At 54.4% G+C, this 2,500-nt stretch carries 1 tRNA gene and 2 rRNA genes (1 of these 3 cut by a window edge); all 3 read left to right on the top strand.

What is annotated here, in order from left to right:
• A 23S ribosomal RNA gene (locus ACR0BK_RS20215) occupies positions 1-2,004 on the top strand (it extends 826 nt beyond the left edge of the window).
• A 182-nt stretch (positions 2,005-2,186) separates the two neighbouring features.
• A 5S ribosomal RNA gene (rrf, locus tag ACR0BK_RS20210) occupies positions 2,187-2,301 on the top strand.
• Positions 2,302-2,423: 122 nt separating this feature from the next.
• A tRNA-Met gene (locus ACR0BK_RS20205) sits at positions 2,424-2,500 on the top strand.

The raw sequence follows: 2,500 nt of genomic DNA, 5'->3' as shown, positions 1-2,500 counted from the left end.
GCTGGTTCTCTGCGAAATCTATTTAGGTAGAGCGTCATCCGAATACCCCGGGGGGTAGAGCACTGGATGGGTAATGGGGCCCCACAGGCTTACTGATCCTAACCAAACTCCGAATACCCGGGAGTACTAGATGGCAGACACACTGCGGATGCTAACGTCCGTAGTGGAGAGGGAAACAACCCTGACCTACAGCTAAGGCCCCCAATTCATGGCTAAGTGGGAAAGCAGGTGGGACGACCAAAACAACCAGGAGGTTGGCTTAGAAGCAGCCATCCTTTAAAGATAGCGTAACAGCTCACTGGTCTAAATAAGTTGTCCTGCGGCGAAGATGTAACGGGGCTCAAGCCATGAGCCGAAGCTTAGGATGCCGTAAGGCATGGTAGCAGAGCGTAGTGTGACATAAGACTTATCCTCTTTAGTGTCTTTCGGGGCACCTTGGAGGATCGAGTCTTTTCGATGAAGCCGGCCTGTGAGGGATCCGGTGGAGAGATCACTAGTGAGAATGATGACATGAGTAGCGACAAAGAGTGTGAGAGACACTCTCGCCGAAAGTCCAAGGGTTCCTGCTTAAAGCTAATCTGAGCAGGGTAAGCCGGCCCCTAAGCCGAGGCCGAAAGGCGTAGGCGATGGGAACTAGGTTAATATTCCTAGGCCAGGAGGATGTGACGGATCACAGGTGTAGTTCAATCTTATCGGATTGATTGGGCTGCTGAGTGGTTCCTGGAAATAGCCCTCCATCAGACCGTACCCTAAACCGACACAGGTGGACTGGTAGAGCATACCAAGGCGCTTGAGAGAACGATGTTGAAGGAACTCGGCAAAATACCTCCGTAAGTTCGCGAGAAGGAGGCCCGGTTCCTAGGCAACTAGGGGCTGGGGGCACAAACCAGGGGGTGGCGACTGTTTATTAAAAACACAGGGCTCTGCGAAGTCGCAAGACGACGTATAGGGTCTGACGCCTGCCCGGTGCCTGAAGGTTAAAAGGAGAGGTGAGAGCCTTGAATTGAAGCCCAGGTAAACGGCGGCCGTAACTATAACGGTCCTAAGGTAGCGAAATTCCTTGTCGGGTAAGTTCCGACCTGCACGAATGGCGTAACGACTTCCCCGCTGTCTCCAACATCGACTCAGCGAAATTGAATTGCCTGTCAAGATGCAGGCTTCCCGCGGTTAGACGGAAAGACCCCGTGCACCTTTACTACAGCTTCGCACTGGCATCAGGATTGTGATGTGCAGGATAGGTGGTAGGCTTTGAAGCAGGAACGCAAGTCCCTGTGGAGCCTCCCTTGAGATACCACCCTTCGCACTCTTGATGTCTAACCGCGGTCCGTTATCCGGATCCGGGACCCTGCGTGGCGGGTAGTTTGACTGGGGCGGTCGCCTCCTAAAGCGTAACGGAGGCGCGCGAAGGTTGGCTCAGAGCGGTCGGAAATCGCTCGTTGAGTGCAATGGCAGAAGCCAGCCTGACTGCAAGACTGACAAGTCGAGCAGAGTCGAAAGACGGCCATAGTGATCCGGTGGTCCCGAGTGGAAGGGCCATCGCTCAACGGATAAAAGGTACGCCGGGGATAACAGGCTGATACTGCCCAAGAGTCCATATCGACGGCAGTGTTTGGCACCTCGATGTCGGCTCATCTCATCCTGGGGCTGGAGCAGGTCCCAAGGGTACGGCTGTTCGCCGTTTAAAGAGGTACGTGAGCTGGGTTTAGAACGTCGTGAGACAGTTCGGTCCCTATCTGCCGTGGGTGTAGGAGACTTGAGAGGAGTTGCCCCTAGTACGAGAGGACCGGGGTGAACGATCCACTGGTGGACCAGTTGTCGTGCCAACGGCAGTGCTGGGTAGCTATGATCGGACAGGATAACCGCTGAAGGCATCTAAGCGGGAAGCCCCCCTCAAAACAAGGTCTCCCTGAGGGCCGTGGAAGACCACCACGTCAATAGGCCGGAGATGTAAGCGCAGTAATGCGTTCAGTTGACCGGTACTAATCGCCCGATAGGCTTGATTTGATCCAGTAATGGAAAGACAAATCAAAGACATACACACCTTGAGTTGGATAGCTGTGTCGCGCCAAGCGACACTGTTGATTGACATAACAACCGTGCAGGAACGCGCATCCGCTTCGCGAATACGCTGCCTCCTGCGCGTCGCCTTTTTGCAAAGCAAAAAGAGCGACGGGGATTTTCCTCGGTTTGGTGGTCATAGCGCAAGTGAAACACCCGGTCCCATCCCGAACCCGGAAGTTAAGCACTGCCGCGCCAATGGTACTTGGGCTTAAGCCCCGGGAGAGTAGGTCACCGCCAAACCTAGTAAAATCCCCAATCTCTCAACACGATCAAAACATACTCGACCCAGGCCTCAAATCGCGTAAGCAACAGGCCAGCCAACGGTCTCAAGTAGCCGAACAGGCAATAGACCACTAAAGTGTCGCGGGATGGAGCAGCCCGGTAGCTCGTCAGGCTCATAACCTGAAGGTCGTAGGTTCAAATCCTACTCCCGCAACCA

It is taken from the genome of Ruegeria sp. AF1 (assembly GCF_056542125.1).
The sequence above is the reverse complement of the archived record's forward strand: the minus strand, read 5'-3'. Positions and strand labels throughout refer to the sequence as shown.